We start from the raw sequence: 14,964 nt of genomic DNA on the forward strand, positions 1-14,964 counted from the left end.
CCTCATCCCGAGCACCGATTCACGACTCGACCAATCGCGCTGCCGTCCGCGAGCCCTACATGCGTAGCGCGCGTGGGGACAGTTACAGCTCGCGGATGGCGACCAGGGTGGAGAGGGCTGCTTGGGTCGCCTCGTAGCCTTTGTCTTCGCGGCTGTCGGGGAGGCCGGCTCGGTCCAGGGCCTGGGGGTCGTTGTCGCAGGTGAGTACGCCGAAGCCGATCGGGATGCCCGTGCTCACGCCGACCTGCATGAGGCCCTCGGTCGCCGCCTGGCAGACGTACTCGAAGTGCGGAGTGTCACCTCGGATCACCACGCCCAGAGCCACCACAGCGTCGTACCCGTTCTTCGCCGCGTGCAGCGACGCGACCGGGAGCTCGAAGGACCCCGGGACCCGGATCACCGTGTAGTCGGTGACGCCGGAGTCGTCGAGCGCGCGGATCGCACCCGCGACCAGAGCGTCGGTGACCTTCGGGTGCCACTGGGCCGCGACGATCGCGACCCGGGCCCCGTCCGCGCGCGGGACCTCGAGGCTTGGTGCTCCACTGCCCGACATCAGCCGGCTCCGTTCTCTTCCGTGAGTACGCCGCCGGGCAGGTGATGACCCATCCGGTCGCGCTTCGTCCGCAGGTACCGCAGGTTGTGTTCGGTCGGGTCGATCGAGATGCCGCGGCGCTCGACCACGTCGATGCCGTACCCCTGGACCCCGGCGAGCTTGTCCGGGTTGTTGGTCAGCAACCGCACCTCTTTCACGCCCAGATCCGCGAGGATCTGCGCGCCGGTTCCGTAGTCGCGCGCATCCGCCGGCAACCCGAGATCCAGGTTCGCGTCAACCGTGTCCCGGCCCGCGTCCTGCAACTCATAAGCCTGCAGCTTGTGCAACAGCCCGATCCCACGCCCCTCATGACCGCGCAGATACACGACAACACCGCCCTCAGCCGCGACCTGCCGCATCGCCTCATCGAGCTGCGGACCACAGTCACACCGCAGCGAGCCGAACACATCACCGGTCAAGCACTCCGAGTGCAACCGCACGAGCGTCGGTCCGTCGCCGATCTCGCCGCGAACCAGCGCCAACTGCTCCGACCCGTCCACCGTGTTCCGGTAGCCGTGGGCAACGAAATCGCCGTACTGCGTCGGCAGCGTGGTCGTCGCGACGCGCTGGATCTGCGATTCGGTACGGCGCCGGTAGCGGATCAGATCGTCAATCGACACCAGCACCAGCCCGTGTTCGTCGGCGAACGTCCGCAGCTGCGGACCGCGCTTCATCGTGCCGTCGTCGTTCACCAGCTCGGAGATGACCGCGGCCGGCGTCAGCCCGGCCATCCGGGCCAGGTCGATCGACGCCTCGGTGTGCCCGGGCCTGACCAGTACGCCGCCCTCGCGCCCACGCAACGGGAACACGTGGCCGGGCTGGACCAGGTCGTACGGCTCCGAGGCCGAGTCGGTCAGCACCCGGATCGTCCGGGCCCGGTCGGCCGCCGAGATCCCGGTGCTGATGCTGTCACGGGCGTCGACCGAGATCGTGTACGCCGTACGCATCCGCTCCCGGTTGTGCGGGGTCATCAGCGGGATGCCGAGCCGGTCGAGCTCGGCACCCTCCATCGGCACGCAGACCACGCCGGAGCTGTACCGGATCAGGAACGCCAGCAGCTCCGGGGTCGCCTTGGACGCGGCGAAGATCAGGTCGCCCTCGTTCTCGCGGTCCTCGTCGTCGACCACGATCACCGGCCGTCCGGCCCGGATCTCGTCGATCGCATGCTCGATCGTGTCGAGCTTCAGCACGTTACCCATGTCATCCCACCACCACTGGTTCGGGCGTGCCGACGCGTTCGCGGTTCTGGATCTTCCACCAGGACGCGAAGCCGAGCACGCAGAACAGTCCGTAGACGACGTACATGGTCGCCGACGGGTAGAACTTCGCCTGCACCAGCAGCGGTACGCCCACCACGTCCACTGCGATCCAGATCAGCCAGAACTCCACGAATCCGCGAGCCATCCCGTACGTCGCCAGGATCGAGCCGGTCAGGATCCACGCGTCCCACTGCGGACCCCACGAGCCCAGTTCGCGGAGGACGACGTACGCGATCGCGTAGAGGACCACCGCGATGCCGAGCAGCTCGAGCCGCTCCCGCGTCGTCGCCCAGCGCGGCTGCACGCCCGTGGTCGCGCCGTGGTGCCGGGTCTGGTACCAGCGATACCAGCCGTAGACGCTGATGATCGCGAAGAACACCTGGCGGCCGGCCTGACCCCAGAGGTCCTTGTCCTGCGGGGTGTCGAAGACCCCGCCGACGAAGACGGTGAACAGCAAGACGTTGCCGACGATGCCGATCGGCCAGGCCGCGACCCGACGGCGCATGCCGAACAGAGCGCTGGCGAGACCGAAGCCGTTGCCGACGATCTCCCGCACCAGGACCGCCGAACCGGCGATCACCACCTGCGAATGCAGCAGCCAGTCGATCGGGTTCACTTGGTGCCTCCAGTGAGCAGTCGTTCGACGTACTTGGCGATCACGTCGACCTCGAGGTTGACGGTGTCACCGACCTGGTTGGAGCCCAGCACGGTGAGTTCGAGCGTGGTGGGGATCAGGCTGACCCCGAACGTCCCGGTCGCGTCATCCACGTCGGTGACGGTCAGCGAGACCCCGTCGATCGCGATCGAGCCCTTCTCGGCGACGTACTTGAGGATGTTCGCGGGTGCGGCGATCCGGACGTCTTCCCAGTGCTCGGACGGCGTCCGGCTCGCGATCGTGCCGACGCCGTCGACATGGCCCTGGACGATGTGCCCGCCGAGCCGGGCGTGTGCGGAGACGGCCCGCTCCAGGTTGACGCGCGAACCCTTGGCGGCCTGTCCGAGGCTGGTGCGCTGCAGCGTCTCGCGCATCACGTCGGCCGTGAAGGTGCCGTCGCCGGTCTCGACGACGGTCAGGCAGCAGCCGTTGACCGCGATCGAGTCGCCGTGGCCGGCGTCCTCGGTGACCAACGGGCCGCGGATGGTGAGCCGGGCGGCGTCACCTTCGAGCAGGTCGAGGGCTTCGACGGTGCCGAGCTCCTCGACGATTCCGGTGAACATTCAGGGTGTCCTTTGCGGTTCGAGCGGCGTCAGGATCAGCCGGACGTCGTCGCCGAGGCGGGTGACGTCCGCTAACTTGAACCGCCGCAGGTGGTCGATCGATTCCGCGCCCAGGTCCCCGATCGCGGCGTACCCGGAGCCCAGCACCGCCGGGGCGATGTAGGCGACGATCTGGTCGACGAGCTGGGCGCGCAGGAACGCGGCGGCCAGCGTCGGGCCGCCTTCGAGCCAGAGGTGCCGGATCTGCCGGTCGTCCAGCTGCCGGAGCACCTCGGCGGGATCGTGGGTGGGCAGGAGCAGGGTCTCCGCGCGGTCGTTGCGGACCTTCGCGGTCGGCGGGATCTCACGGTCGCCGACCACGACGCGGAGCGGCTGCCGAGCCGCCGGTACGTCGTTCTCGTCGCGGACCGTGAGTTCGGGGTCGTCGTCCAGCACGGTCTGGGTGCCGACGACGATGGCGTCGCACTCGGCCCGGTGCCGGTGCACGTCGGCGCGCGCGATCGGGCCGGTGATCCACCGGCTGGTCCGGTCCGGCGCCGCACTGCGACCGTCGAGTGTGGTGGCGAACTTCCAGGTGACGAACGGCCGCCCCATCCGCACGCTGTGCAACCAGACGTGGTTGACCGCCTCGGCCTCGGCCTCCAGCACGCCCTGCTCGACCTGGATGTTCTTGCGTCGCAGCTTCTCGGCGCCGCCGGCGGCCTCGTTGTTCGGGTCGGATACGGCGTACACCACGCGGGTGATCCCGGCCTCGATCAGCGCATCGGCACACGGCCCGGTCCGGCCGGTGTGATTACAGGGTTCCAAGGTCACGTACGCCGTACCGCCGCGGGCTCGTGGTCCCGCCATCCGGAGCGCCTCGACCTCGGCATGGGGGCCGCCGGCAACGGCATGGAACCCCTCACCGACCGGATGCCCGTCCGGGCCCGTGATGACGCAGCCCACCACCGGGTTCGGGTGGGTACTGCCGATACCTTTCGCGGCCAACTCGATCGCACGCCGCATCCAGGCGACGTCAATCGGCGAAGTCTTGCTCACCACGGCCCCTCGTCGTCACGGACGCACTCCGGGGCCATGACAACCGGCGCTCACGCACTGCCGTCCGGGGTCCTCGGATTCGCCGCCTATCGCGGGCCCGCGTTGCCGGACGTCAGAGCGCACCCGCCGATCGCGTGCGCCTCCCATCCGGACTTTCACCGTCGGTCCTGGAATTCCACCAGGTCAACCGGCCGCCATACCGCAGCGGCCGGGTCGCGGACTGTCACCGCCGGCTCGGAATTACACCGACCCCGGAGCACGCGAGTGGGTTCACTCGTGGTTCAAGTATGCCCTCCCCGGCAACTCCCACTACGACCTAGGTCACATCGTGGTCTCCCGCCGGGGTGTGAGCGCGGGTGAGCACGAGCGCGCCAGCTCAGACCCTGGGCCCCCGCCGGGGTGTGAGCCGCCGGGTGAGCGCGAGCGCGACGGCCGCGACGACGCACCCGCCGGCGACCGTCAGGATCAGCGGGCGGTACCCGAACGCGTTCGCCAGCCCCGCGCCGCCGAGCGGCCCGAGCGCCTTCGCGATGGTGGTCGGCGTCGTGAGCAGCCCGGAGATGGTGCCGAACCCGGTGGCGCCGTACCGGTCCAGCAGGATCGCCGGCGTCGCGATCGACGACACCCCGAACCCGAGCCCGAACAGCACCAGGCACCCGACCGCGCCCGCCACCTGCCGCCCGACCGCCGGCAACAGCGAGATCGCCACCCCCTGCACGAACAGAATCCCCGCCGTAATCGTCGCCATCGGCAACCACCGGGCCGACAAACTCGTCACCAATCGCCCGGTCACCGACAACAGCCCAAGCAGCCCAGCCAGCGCAGCCGCCCGAGCCGGCGGATGCCCGAGACTCACCAGGTACAGGATCAGGTGCACCGAGATCACGGCAAGCGCAGCACTGTGCACGACAAAAGCCCCCGCAAGCAGCCAAAACCCCGGATCACGCAGCACCCTGGCAGGTGACCCTCTCCCCTCGGCCGACTCCGTCCGCGGAGTGGCCTGGGGCTTGATCCGACGTACGGCGACCACGTGCAGCGGGATCGTGGTCACGGCGAGCACACCGGCCAGGAGGACGAGGGTGGTACGCCAGCCGTACCCGTGGACAAGACGACCGGTCAACGGCAGGAAGATCGAGCTGGCCAGACCACCGACCAGCGTGATGCTGAGAATGGCGTTCGTCCGCGATGCCGGAGCAGCGGCCGCAACCACCACCGCGAACGCCGGCGGGTACAGCACCATCGCCGACGCGATCCCGATCGCCACGAAGACGCCGTACAACTGCACACTGTTCTGCACCTGCGACCAGCCCAGTACGGCGACGGACGCCAGCACCGAACCCGACGTCATCAGCCCACGCCCACCCCGCACATCGAGCCACCGCCCGACCGGGATCGACATCAGACCACTCATGAGTACGGCGGTCGTCGACGCACCGACCGCGGTCGTGGTGGAGATCCCCAGCTCACGACTCATCGGCCCGAGCAACACGCTGAACGCATACGTGAGTACGCCGTACCCAACCGTCGTCGTCACCGCGAGCGCCGCAACCAGCCGCCGAACCCGAACCCGATCGCCACCCGCCACCCGCGCGCTGACCGTCGTCGAATTCATCACCCGCAGTCTTTCACTCCACCCACCGACCGCAACTGGAATTCGACGCTCACCGCAGAAGCAGCCAAGCAGCGGCCCCGAGCAACCCGGCCGCGCCAACAAAACTCACACCGGCCGTCCACCGAAGCACCCACGCGGCCCGCCCACCCGACCCCACATCCCCGCCAGCCCCGAGTGCCGCCCGCCCGCCGGACGGTGCCGAGTGTCCACGGGAGACAGGTGCCTGTCCGCCAGAGGCGGATGCTGCCTCGACCCCGAATGGGGTTGCTGCCTCCACGCCGGGGGTGGGTGTTGCCTGCGCGCCGGAAGCGAGTGCCGCCCGCCCGCCGGGAGCCACCTCCCCGCCAAAGGCGGGTGATGCCTGTACGCCGGGGACAGGTGATCCCAGCACGCCGGAGGCAGGTGATCCCTGCGAGGCGGATGCAGGTGACGCCTGCGCGGCAGGGGCGGGTGATGTGTGCGCGGCGGCGACGGGCTTTGTGTGCGCGGCGGCGACGGACTTTGTGTGCGCGGCGGAGACGGGCTTTGTGTGCACGGCGGGGGCCGGCTGGGCGGCTTCGGTGGCGGGTCGGGTGGGCCGTGGGGTTGCAGGGCGGGAGGGCGTCTGGTGTGGGGCTGGGCCTGTTGGGGTCCACTCGGGTGGAAGGGGCGGGAGTTGGTCGAAGACTTCGGGTGAGTCGGGGTCGGCGGTCCAGGGAGTCGTGCCGGCCGGTGGGAGTACGCCGGTGGCGGCGAGTAGGCGGCCGGCGGTGGTCGCGGAGTCGGGGCGGTCGGACGGATCAGACGCCGTACTCCGGCGGATGAAGTCGGCGAGCGGACCGTCTACTGCAGGGACCTTGCCGTCTGTGCCGGGGCGTTCGCCGGAGAGGAGTTCGGCTGCGACGGCGCCGACGGCGTACAGGTCTTGGCGTGGGTCCGGGTCGGCACCGGCCAGCTGTTCGGGTGCGAGGTAGCCCGGGGTGCCGAGAACTGTGCTGTGGCGCGTCATCCGCGGTTCGTCGAGCAGGCCCGCGACGCCGAAGTCGGACAGCCGAAGGTGCGGTCGCCCCGTACCCGTCACGTCGAGCAGGAGGTTGGCGGGTTTCACATCACGGTGTACGACGCCCGCCGCGTGAACTGCGGAGAGCCCATGCAGGAGTTGATCGAGCAGGACAGCGACGTACGACGGCGGGAGAGGACCGTGATCACCAAGCAGCGTGGCGACCGACCCGCCACGCACCAAATCCATCGCGAACACGACCTTGTCGTCGTCAGCAGCCCAGCCGTGCGGCGCGACAAGATGCGGGTGCTCGATCCGCAACGACTGCTCCCGGACGAACCGCAGCAACGTCACCGCATCATGCTGACCGAGAACCTTCGCAGCCACGTACGCCGACCGCCGCAGATCCCACGCCCGCCAGACCGACCCCATCCCGCCGGTCCCGATCAGGTCGATCAGCCGATACCTTCCCGCAAACGCCTCCACCAGCCAGAACCTACCGCCCCACCCGCTCACCACCCCCAGCCCACCGCCCCGCCGAGATGAGTAGATGGAGCTCCAGCGGCCGGTCAGCGGGGCGGCCGCAGTCCAGCCTTCGCCGCGTCTGCGGCGGCCATCGCCGGTGCGCCGATGTGGGTGGGCGACGGTGGAGTGGGGCGGCGGTGGGTGGGGCGGCCGTTGGCGCAGCGGGCCGTTGGCCCGGCAGCGGCTGGCGCGACGGTGGGGGGCAGCGGCCGGCGCGACGGTGGGTGGGCCAGCGGCTGGCGCGACGGTGGGTAGGGCGGGTGGTCGTTCTGGTTTGGAGATGGCACGGCCCGGATCACTGGGGGTGTGATCCGGGCCGTGTGCGGGTGTTAGTGGTGCGGCGGTTGCTGGCCGCCCTGGTTCGGGTATTGCGGCGGGGCTTGGTTCGGGTACTGGGGCGGGGGCTGGTTCGGGTAGGGCTGTTGGGCGGGCTGCCAGGGTGCGGCTGGCTGGCCGGTGGCCGGCTTTTTGCGGAGGCGGAGTACTGCGAACGCCCCGAGCAGCAGGAGGAGTAGGCCGCCTCCGCCGAGGCCCGCGATCAGGCCGACCGGAGTGCCGTCGCCCGAGTCGGCGCTGCCCTGGACCGGGCCGCCGGCCTCGGTGTTGTTGCCGTCACCAGAGCCGTTGCTCGGGGTCTCTGAGGGGGATGCGGTTGGCGACGGGGTGATCGAGTCACCGGAGACAGGCGTTGCGCCGTCGACGTACTCCGGTTTTCCGGTGCCGGCGGTGCCCTGCAGGCCGACGGTCAGAGTCAGCGGGATCGCGAAGGCCTTGTCGTCGGTCTTCCGGGTCAGCGAGACCGCGATGTAGTACTCGCCCGGGGTCGAGGTGCCGGTGTCCTGGTTGTTGGCTCCGTTCCGGTTCAGGTAGCGGACCTCCTTGGTCGTCACTGCCTTCACGAGACCACGCTTGGTGAGCACAGCCTTCGTGTACGAACCACCGGGCACCTTCTTGGCGAAGACGGCGTACACGTCCTCACCGATCGGCGAGATCAGCGCGGTGTCCAAGTAGCGGATCCCATCGATGGCCTCAGCCATGGCTCCGGCCATCTCCGGCACAGTGATCTGCGCCTGGATCCGCTGACCCCAGTCGGCCTTGACCTTGTAGAGCTGCAACTCCCCCGGCATCAACGTCGTCTTGTAGCTACCGGGCTGGAGCAGCGGTGCATCCGGGAAACTGGAGCCGGGAACGATCTCGCGCGGGGTCGAACCGGCCATCGGAACCCAGACCGGGTCGGCGGCCGGCGCCGGGAGGCTGGTGGTCGAATCCACCGGCGGCTCCTCGTCGATCCGCAGTTCGTACGGCACTCCCTTGATCTCCCGGAAGTCCTTGCCCGGATTCACGGTGAGCACCAACTGGTCGGACTCGGCGCACTCGTCGTTCTTCTTCTTGTACTTCGACCAGCTTGCGGCTGTGCCCGTGGCGAGGCCCTGGTCACCGTCGAACGCTCTCGGGTAGCTCCAGCCGCATTGCTCACCGGTGAGCGTGTTGAGCTTCACCTCGGTCTGGATGACGAAGCTGCCACCCGACGGACGCCGGAAGCTCACCCCGGCCCGCAGCGTCGAACCGGTCATGGTCCGCTTGATCAGGTAATGCTTCGAGGTGTCGTCCACCCCGAACGTGTCGGAATAGTGGCCCGGGGCAAGCACCGGGGCACCTTCCTGCTGCGGCGCACCCTGGACCGGCGTACCGGAGATCCGGAACGGGCGGAAGGCTCGGGTGGACAGGCGATCCAGCCCGGCCTCGAGGTCGATGGTCGAGTCGGCGTCGTAGTAGTCTCCCCGGCCTTCGCGAGCGACGCACTGCAGCTGGGTCCGGGCCTTCCCGCCGACGCGGAACCCGACCACATCGATTTTCAGGTCGATGCCTTGCTTGGCGATCGACTGCGCCACTACACAGGGATCCGGCGCGCAGGTGGCCTCGCCGTCGGAGACCAGCACGATGGTGCGCTGGCCGCTCGGGCCGAGGTCCTTGGCCGCCTGCTGAAGCGCGTAGCCGATCGGAGTCTCGCCGTAGGGCTTGTACTTCGTGATCGCGGCCTGCAGCTGCGGCCGGTTGCTCGTGCCGATCGGGACCGTCAGTTGCGTGTCGGTGCACGCGCCGGGCTGGGTGCGCTTGAACACGGTCGCGCCGTACACCCGCAGGCCCACCTCCGCGGTCGGCGGCAGCTTGGTCACCACCTGCGTCAGCGCGGTCCGAGCCGCGGCGATCTTCGTCTGCCCGTCGCCGGCAGGTTCCTTCATCGAGCCGGAAGAGTCGAGCACCAGGACGAGCTTGCCGTTGGCTGGATCGGGGTCGGCCAGGGCGGTCCCGGTCGTCAGACCGGTCAGTATGGCGGTCAGTGTGATGGCGAGGAGCGCCCACACCGCGGGGCGGCGGTGTCCCTGCAGAGCCGTCATCGTTTCCTCCAGTGAGATTCGCTGCCGCAAACCTTGGCAGTTTGCGATCGCAAATGTCAAACCGACTGTCTCACGCGCGAAATCCACAACTGCAAACGCCAGGACTGGAAATTTGCCTTCGCAACTGCGAAGATGTTTGCAGTCGACCACGGACGGCGGCCGGCGAGAGGGGAGCTCACCGATGGACCAGACAGCACACAACATCCAGCAGCAGATCGACCTGTACGGCGAACCGCTCGGTGAGGTCGTACGGCGGGTGGCCGGGCCGCTCGGATTGAACCAGAGCGCCCTCGCGCAGGTGATCGGACTGTCCGCGCCGATGCTGTCGCAGCTGATGAGCGCGCAGCGGGTGAAGATCGGCAACCCAGCGGTGGTATCGCGTCTTCGCGCCGTTTCGCAGCTCGCCGACCTGGCGGTGGCCGGTGAGATCGATCCCGAAGACATTCCCGGCGACCTGGACCGGATCCGCGCCGCCACCGGCGCCTACGACCCCACCACCACACATCTGCCGCGATCGTCCGCCCACCTGCCAGGACAGGTCACGGACTCGGCGACACCATTCGCGGCGCCCGCCGGATTGCCGGCACCGACGAGTCAGCCCGCGCCGGCTGTCCCGCACGATCTGACCGCGAACACGTCCCAGCCCGCGCGGGCTGTCGTGCGCGAGATCCAGGACCTCTTCCGTGCGGTCGCCTCCGCCGAGGAGATCCAGGCAGCGGCCGCTGCGGCCGCGGAGCATTCGCCGGCCGTGGCCGAGTTACTGCTGGCCTACGGGACAGGACGTACGGCCGATGCCCTCGCCCACTATGAGAAACACCACGGTTGAGGTGCCTAGGCAGGCCTTTTCGGCCCTGGCCCAAAGGCCTGCCGGGGGCGCACGATGGAGAACGTCCCGTTCGGGGTGCAGCTACACACGGGGGTAGCCATGTTTTTGTACCGTCGCTCGCCGGCTCAGGCTCGCTGGCCGCGCCGACTCCTGATCACCGCAGTCGCCATCGGATTGGTCACGACGCTTGGGCTCACGGCGACTGCCAAACCCCGGGTCACCACGACCCGAGCCACGACCACCCGAGCCACCACGACCGCCGCCACCCAGGCCGATGCCGCGGCCAAGTACATCTATCTCACCTTCGACGACGGCCCGAGTCCGCGGTACACCGCACAGATCCTGAAGATCCTTCGCGCTTACGGGGCGAAGGCAACCTTCTTCGAGATCGGCCAGAACGTCGCTCGCTACCCGAGCCTGACCCGGCGCGTCTACCAACAGGGCAACAGCGTGCAGAACCACACCTGGTCGCACCCGGATCTCCGCCACGTCTCGGCGACGTCCTTCAGGTACCAGGTCCAGAAGACGGACCGCTACATCCGGGCCCAGACGGGCTACACCCCACGCTGTCTGCGGCCGCCGTACGGCGGGACGAACAAACTCGTCTCCCGGCGGGCAGCCGCCCTCGGCAAGAAGATCCGCGTGTGGACCATCGACACGCGCGACTGGTCGCGTCCGGGAACGTCGGTGATCGTGCGCCGGGCGCTGGCGAAGGTGCACAGCGGGTCGGTGATCCTGATGCACGACGGCGGCGGGAATCGCAGCCAGACGGTTGCCGCGCTGCCGACGATCCTGAGAACCCTGAAGGCACGCGGCTACGGCTTCACCACGATGTCCTGTACCTGAGCGTCCGGTATTCGTGGTTTGTTGACGCGGAAGCGGCGTGGGCGCTGGCTTTCGGCGGCGGTGTGCCCATGGTGGACGGGTGAGGAAGTGAGCCACCCACCGCCCTGGGGGACGCATGGATGTTCGCTTGACGCGCGCCGGCAACCGGATGATCGGGCTGGCCATGATGATGGTGGTCAGCGCGGTGATCGGCTCTGTCGTTGTCGCGGCCGCCCGCACACCCAGCCAACCACCGGCGCCCAAGCCGCCCGCGCCCGCAGCGGCGGCGCCGACGCCGGCCGAGGTCGCGCTGCCGACCAAGTACGTCGTCCTGACCTTCGACGACGGGCCCGACCCGACGTACACACCGCAGATCCTGGCGATCCTGGCGAAGTACGACGCCAAGGCCACGTTCTTCGAGGTCGGCAAGAACGTCGCGAAGCACCCGGAGCTGACCAAGACCATCCACGCCGCCGGGCACAGCGTGGAGAACCACACCTGGGACCACGCCGATCTCCGCAAGCTGGGCGCGGCGGCGTTCCGGCAGGAGGTCGCGTCGACGGATCAGGCCATCCGGGCGGCGACCGGGAGTACGCCGGCCTGCCTGCGACCGCCGTACGGCGGAATGAACCCCACCGTGACGCAACGGGCAAGGGCGCTCGGCAAGGACCTGGTGGTGTGGACCGTCGACTCGCGTGACTGGACCAAGCCCGGTGCGCCGGCGATCGTGCAGCGGGTGCTCAAGAACGTCCACAACGGGTCGGTGATCCTCATGCACGACGGCGGCGGGAACCGCACTCAGACCGCGGCCGCGCTGCCCACCATCCTGACGTCGCTCAAGGCGCAGGGCTACGGTTTCCGCACGCTGACCTGCTAGGACATCGCGGCGACGAGCGGTACGACGTCGGCGATCGACTCGACGATCCGCGTTGGACGGTAAGGGAAGCGGTTCACCTCGTGTTCGCCGGTGGAGCCGGAGAGCACCAGCACGCTGCGGAGGCCGGCCTCGAGACCGCTGACGATGTCGGTGTCCATCCGGTCACCGATCATCACGGTCGTCTCGGAATGCGCCTCGATCCGGTTCAGCGCGCTGCGCATCATCAGCGGGTTGGGTTTGCCGACGAAGTACGGCGCGACGCCCGTGGCCCGGGTGATGAGCGCGGCCACCGAACCGGTCGCGGGGAGTGGACCCTCCTGCGACGGGCCGGTCGGGTCGGGGTTGGTCGCGATGAACCGCGCGCCGTCGGAGATCAACCGGATCGCCCTGGTGATCGCTTCGAAGGAATAGGTGCGGGTCTCCCCGAGGACGACATAGTCCGGATCCCGCTCGGTCAGCACATAGCCGACCTCGTGCAGCGCCGTGGTCAGGCCGGCCTCGCCGATCACGTACGCCGTACCGCCCGGACGCTGGTCGTCCAGGAACTGGGCCGTAGCCAGCGCGCTGGTCCAGATCGCCGTCTCGGGGATGTCGATGCCCGCCACAAGCAGCCGGGCCCGCAGGTCGCGGGGAGTGAAGATCGAGTTGTTGGTGAGCACCAGGAACTTCTTCCCGGACGCTTGCAGCGACGCGATGAACTCACTGGCCCCGGGGATGGCACGCTCCTCGTGCACCAGCACGCCATCCATGTCCGTGAGCCAGCTCTCCACCGGCTTGTGCTCGGTCATTGGCCCATCGTAGGTGGGCCGGTTCCGTCGGCGAGGTAATCCATCGCAAAGTGTCGGTGGGGAGAGCGAGAATGCCGTGCATGGAGTTTTCCGGGTATCGCGAGCTGTGGCGGACGCACGGCGTGATGGCGCTGCTGGTGTCCTCCCTGCTGGCGCGCTTGCCCGTCCTCGCCACGATGGTCCCGATCGCGTTCCTCGCGAAGGACCTGAGCGGTTCGTTCCGCTGGGCTGGCGTGGTCGCAGGTGCGTACTCCGTCGGTATGGCGATCGCCGGGCCGCTGTGGTCCCGCGCGGCCGATCGGCGCGGTCCACGCGGCGTGCTGCTACTCACCGGGATCGCTTGGAGCGTAGCCCAGCTCGGGATCGCTGTGCTGCCAGCCGGTTGGTATCGGCTGATGCCACTGGCCGCGCTGATCAGCGGCGCGTTCGTGCCGCCGGTGATGCAGACGCTGCGCGCCGCCTGGCCCCGCGTAGTCAAGGGTCCGGCACTGCGGACGGCGTACGCGGTGGATGCGACGGCTCAGGAGTTGCTGTTCATTGTCGGGCCGATGCTCGGGGCAACGGCCGTCAGCGTCGCCAGCCCGCGGCTGGGTGTCCTGCTCGCGGCGTCGATGTCTGCGCTCTTCATCTGGTGGTACGCGCTCCGACAACCCAAGCCGCTGCACCGGGATCATCACGGCGAGGTGCGCTTGACCGCGCGTCAGTTGCTCTGGCACCGGTATCGGTTGCCGTTGATCCTCTCCTTCGGCCTGTGGGTGATGGCGTTCAACGGCATCTCGCTCGGCATCGTGGCGTTCGCGGACGAGCACGGTGAGCGGCTGATCGCGGGCATCTTCGAAGCCGTCTGGGCCTTCGGAAGTCTGGTCGGTGGCGCGGTGGCAGGCGCGTTGCCTGGCCGGCGTACGTCGTACCTCTGGCGGCGGGCCGCCTTGGTCACGGCGGGCATGCTGCTCTGCGTGTTCGCGACGTGGTCTCCGGTGTCGCTCGGGGTTGCGCTGACGCTGTCGGGGCTCACGTTGGCTCCGGCGATCGGTGCGCTGTACGAGCGCCTGGGTGCGCTGACCCCGGACACGGTCCGGACCGAGGTGTTCGGGTGGATGGGCAGCGCGGCGATGGGTGGAGCGGCGATCGGAGCCGCCGTCTCGGGCGCGGTGATCGAGAGCTTCGGAGTGCGGTACGTCTGGCTGGTGGCCGCCGTACTCGCGGGAGTCTCAATGGTGCTGTTGTTGCGGGTGCCGGCGGAGTCGCCGACTGAGTCCGCGCTACCGGCCGGCAGCCTGCTCGGCGAGACCGCGTAGCTGCTCGACCATCGCGTTCGGGTTGTCGGCGGCGTAGACGGCCGAGCCGGCCACGAACACGTCGGCGCCCGCCTCGGCGCACCGCTCGATGGTGTCGACAGAGACTCCGCCGTCGATCTCGATCCACAGCTCGAGACCGTGCTTCTTCATGAGTTCGCGGGTCCGGCGGATCTTCGGCACGCAGACGTCGAGGAACTTCTGGCCACCAAAACCGGGCTCGACGGTCATGATCAGGATCATGTCGAGCTCGGACAGCAGATCCTCGTACGGCTCGATCGGCGTGGCCGGCTTCAGCGCCATCGCGGCCCGGGCACCCTTGGCGCGGATCTCGCGTGCGGTGCGGATCGGCGCCTTGCACGCCTCGACGTGGAAGGTGACGCTGGACGCACCGGCCTCGACGTACCCGGGTGCCCAGCGGTCCGGGTCCTCGATCATCAGGTGACAGTCGAGCGGGGTGTCGGTCGCCTTCGCCAGCGACTCCACCACCGGCAGGCCGAGGGTGAGGTTCGGGACGAAATGGTTGTCCATCACGTCGACATGCAGCCAGTCCGCGTTCGGCACAGCAGCCGCCTCATCGGCCAGCCGCGCGAAGTCGGCGGACAGGATGCTCGGCGCGATCTGAATCCCCATAGGCGTCAATCTACCGAGCCCCCGCGGATCAGCCGTCAGGTGGTGAGCTCAGCGACCAGGGATCGCCGTCAGGTGGTGAGCTCGGCGGCCAGAACTTC

The 14,964-nt window shown here is 69.0% G+C and carries 14 protein-coding genes and 1 riboswitch; of the genes, 4 read left to right on the top strand and 10 right to left on the bottom strand.

Features of this window, described 5'->3' with window-relative positions; translation table 11 throughout:
* Window positions 1-82: 82 nt before the first annotated feature.
* From ribH to OG558_RS00335, 8 genes are all read right to left on the bottom strand, one after another.
* Window positions 83-553, bottom strand: coding sequence for a 6,7-dimethyl-8-ribityllumazine synthase (gene ribH / locus OG558_RS00300; protein ID WP_329480576.1), 471 nt, complete (start codon window positions 551-553; stop codon window positions 83-85).
* Window positions 553-1,791, bottom strand: coding sequence for a bifunctional 3,4-dihydroxy-2-butanone-4-phosphate synthase/GTP cyclohydrolase II (locus OG558_RS00305; protein WP_405068417.1), 1,239 nt, complete (start codon window positions 1,789-1,791; stop codon window positions 553-555). The genes ribH and OG558_RS00305 overlap by 1 nt, the downstream gene beginning before the upstream one ends.
* A gap of 1 nt (window position 1,792) precedes the next feature.
* The gene (gene pnuC / locus OG558_RS00310; protein WP_329480580.1) at window positions 1,793-2,467 is read right to left on the bottom strand and encodes a nicotinamide riboside transporter PnuC; all 675 of its coding nucleotides are present in this window, start codon (window positions 2,465-2,467) and stop codon (window positions 1,793-1,795) included.
* Entirely contained in the window at window positions 2,464-3,069 is a 606-nt protein-coding gene (locus OG558_RS00315) for a riboflavin synthase (protein WP_329480582.1), read from the bottom strand. Before OG558_RS00315 ends, pnuC begins: the two co-directional genes overlap by 4 nt.
* A complete protein-coding gene (gene ribD / locus OG558_RS00320; RefSeq protein WP_405068418.1) occupies window positions 3,070-4,107 on the bottom strand; it encodes a bifunctional diaminohydroxyphosphoribosylaminopyrimidine deaminase/5-amino-6-(5-phosphoribosylamino)uracil reductase RibD in 1,038 nt (345 codons plus the stop codon).
* A 130-nt stretch (window positions 4,108-4,237) separates the two neighbouring features.
* Window positions 4,238-4,371: riboswitch (FMN riboswitch) on the bottom strand.
* A 112-nt stretch (window positions 4,372-4,483) separates the two neighbouring features.
* Window positions 4,484-5,719, bottom strand: a complete 1,236-nt coding sequence (locus OG558_RS00325; protein ID WP_405068419.1) for an MFS transporter — start codon at window positions 5,717-5,719, stop codon at window positions 4,484-4,486.
* 49 nt (window positions 5,720-5,768) lie between these two features.
* Window positions 5,769-7,184, bottom strand: coding sequence for a protein kinase domain-containing protein (locus OG558_RS00330; RefSeq protein ID WP_405068420.1), 1,416 nt, complete (start codon window positions 7,182-7,184; stop codon window positions 5,769-5,771).
* Window positions 7,185-7,552: 368 nt separating this feature from the next.
* Window positions 7,553-9,622, bottom strand: a complete 2,070-nt coding sequence (locus tag OG558_RS00335; RefSeq protein WP_405068421.1) for a vWA domain-containing protein — start codon at window positions 9,620-9,622, stop codon at window positions 7,553-7,555.
* Between the two features lie 181 nt (window positions 9,623-9,803).
* Here OG558_RS00335 and OG558_RS00340 point away from each other — a divergent pair, with 181 nt between their 5' ends.
* The 3 genes from OG558_RS00340 to OG558_RS00350 all read left to right on the top strand — a co-directional run bounded on the left by OG558_RS00340 (window position 9,804) and on the right by OG558_RS00350 (window position 12,150).
* Window positions 9,804-10,448 carry a helix-turn-helix domain-containing protein gene (locus OG558_RS00340; RefSeq protein ID WP_405068422.1) on the top strand — a complete coding sequence of 215 codons (645 nt, stop codon included), beginning with the start codon at window positions 9,804-9,806 and terminating at the stop codon, window positions 10,446-10,448.
* A 99-nt stretch (window positions 10,449-10,547) separates the two neighbouring features.
* A complete protein-coding gene (locus OG558_RS00345; protein ID WP_405068423.1) occupies window positions 10,548-11,294 on the top strand; it encodes a polysaccharide deacetylase family protein in 747 nt (248 codons plus the stop codon).
* Between the two features lie 115 nt (window positions 11,295-11,409).
* Window positions 11,410-12,150 carry a polysaccharide deacetylase family protein gene (locus OG558_RS00350; RefSeq protein ID WP_405068424.1) on the top strand — a complete coding sequence of 247 codons (741 nt, stop codon included), beginning with the start codon at window positions 11,410-11,412 and terminating at the stop codon, window positions 12,148-12,150.
* Here OG558_RS00350 and OG558_RS00355 read toward each other — a convergent pair.
* Window positions 12,147-12,938: an HAD-IIA family hydrolase gene (locus OG558_RS00355; protein ID WP_329480604.1), complete on the bottom strand. Its 792-nt coding sequence runs from the start codon at window positions 12,936-12,938 to the stop codon at window positions 12,147-12,149. The genes OG558_RS00350 and OG558_RS00355 overlap by 4 nt on opposite strands.
* A gap of 80 nt (window positions 12,939-13,018) precedes the next feature.
* On the opposite strand from OG558_RS00355, the gene OG558_RS00360 reads away from it, so the two are divergent.
* The gene (locus OG558_RS00360; protein WP_405068425.1) at window positions 13,019-14,236 is read left to right on the top strand and encodes an MFS transporter; all 1,218 of its coding nucleotides are present in this window, start codon (window positions 13,019-13,021) and stop codon (window positions 14,234-14,236) included.
* Here OG558_RS00360 and rpe read toward each other — a convergent pair.
* Window positions 14,201-14,866, bottom strand: a complete 666-nt coding sequence (gene rpe, locus OG558_RS00365) for a ribulose-phosphate 3-epimerase (protein ID WP_329480608.1) — start codon at window positions 14,864-14,866, stop codon at window positions 14,201-14,203. The genes OG558_RS00360 and rpe overlap by 36 nt on opposite strands.
* Window positions 14,867-14,964: the final 98 nt, after the last annotated feature.

The organism is Kribbella sp. NBC_01510, assembly GCF_045040325.1.
GTDB lineage: Bacteria > Actinomycetota > Actinomycetes > Propionibacteriales > Kribbellaceae > Kribbella.

Bases quoted from the DNA above. Each gene is read 5' to 3' on its own strand.
- ribH (WP_329480576.1), bottom strand. From the start codon at position 553: ATGTCGGGCAGTGGAGCACCAAGCCTCGAGGTCCCGCGCGCGGACGGG.
- OG558_RS00305 (WP_405068417.1), bottom strand. From the start codon at position 1,791: ATGGGTAACGTGCTGAAGCTCGACACGATCGAGCATGCGATCGACGAG.
- OG558_RS00315 (WP_329480582.1), bottom strand. From the start codon at position 3,069: ATGTTCACCGGAATCGTCGAGGAGCTCGGCACCGTCGAAGCCCTCGAC.
- OG558_RS00325 (WP_405068419.1), bottom strand. From the start codon at position 5,719: ATGAATTCGACGACGGTCAGCGCGCGGGTGGCGGGTGGCGATCGGGTT.
- OG558_RS00335 (WP_405068421.1), bottom strand. From the start codon at position 9,622: ATGACGGCTCTGCAGGGACACCGCCGCCCCGCGGTGTGGGCGCTCCTC.
- OG558_RS00340 (WP_405068422.1), top strand. From the start codon at position 9,804: ATGGACCAGACAGCACACAACATCCAGCAGCAGATCGACCTGTACGGC.
- OG558_RS00345 (WP_405068423.1), top strand. From the start codon at position 10,548: ATGTTTTTGTACCGTCGCTCGCCGGCTCAGGCTCGCTGGCCGCGCCGA.
- OG558_RS00350 (WP_405068424.1), top strand. From the start codon at position 11,410: ATGGATGTTCGCTTGACGCGCGCCGGCAACCGGATGATCGGGCTGGCC.
- OG558_RS00355 (WP_329480604.1), bottom strand. From the start codon at position 12,938: ATGACCGAGCACAAGCCGGTGGAGAGCTGGCTCACGGACATGGATGGC.
- OG558_RS00360 (WP_405068425.1), top strand. From the start codon at position 13,019: ATGGAGTTTTCCGGGTATCGCGAGCTGTGGCGGACGCACGGCGTGATG.
- rpe (WP_329480608.1), bottom strand. From the start codon at position 14,866: ATGGGGATTCAGATCGCGCCGAGCATCCTGTCCGCCGACTTCGCGCGG.